The 276-nt window shown below is 60.5% G+C and carries 1 protein-coding gene; it reads right to left on the bottom strand.

Annotated features, from left to right (window positions below):
* Positions 1–276: integrase core domain-containing protein (locus tag ACH65_RS18335; RefSeq protein ID WP_153242690.1), on the bottom strand; the 276-nt coding region annotated here is incomplete at both ends.

Genomic DNA, 276 nt, shown 5'->3' with positions numbered 1-276 from the left:
GGCCGTGCGTGGTTGTACCAGGCGCGGAATTCAATCAGCTTGGTTCGCAGTTCGTCTTTGTCCACGATGGCGATGCGATCCAGGTGATGCTTGAGCGTGCCGAAGAAGCGCTCGATGCGCCCGTTCTGCCACGGGCAATGCAGGTCGATGGTTTGCAGGCGGATGCCGAGCAAGGTGAGTGCAGCTTTCATCAGGCGGCTGTTGAAGCACGCCTCGTTGTCCACGCGAATCGCGCGCGGCACCCCAAAGCGTCGAAATGCGATCACCAACTCTCGC

Origin of the sequence: Frateuria defendens, assembly GCF_001182895.1 — a bacterium.
GTDB lineage: Bacteria > Pseudomonadota > Gammaproteobacteria > Xanthomonadales > Rhodanobacteraceae > Frateuria_B > Frateuria_B defendens.
The sequence above is the reverse complement of the archived record's forward strand: the minus strand, read 5'-3'. Positions and strand labels throughout refer to the sequence as shown.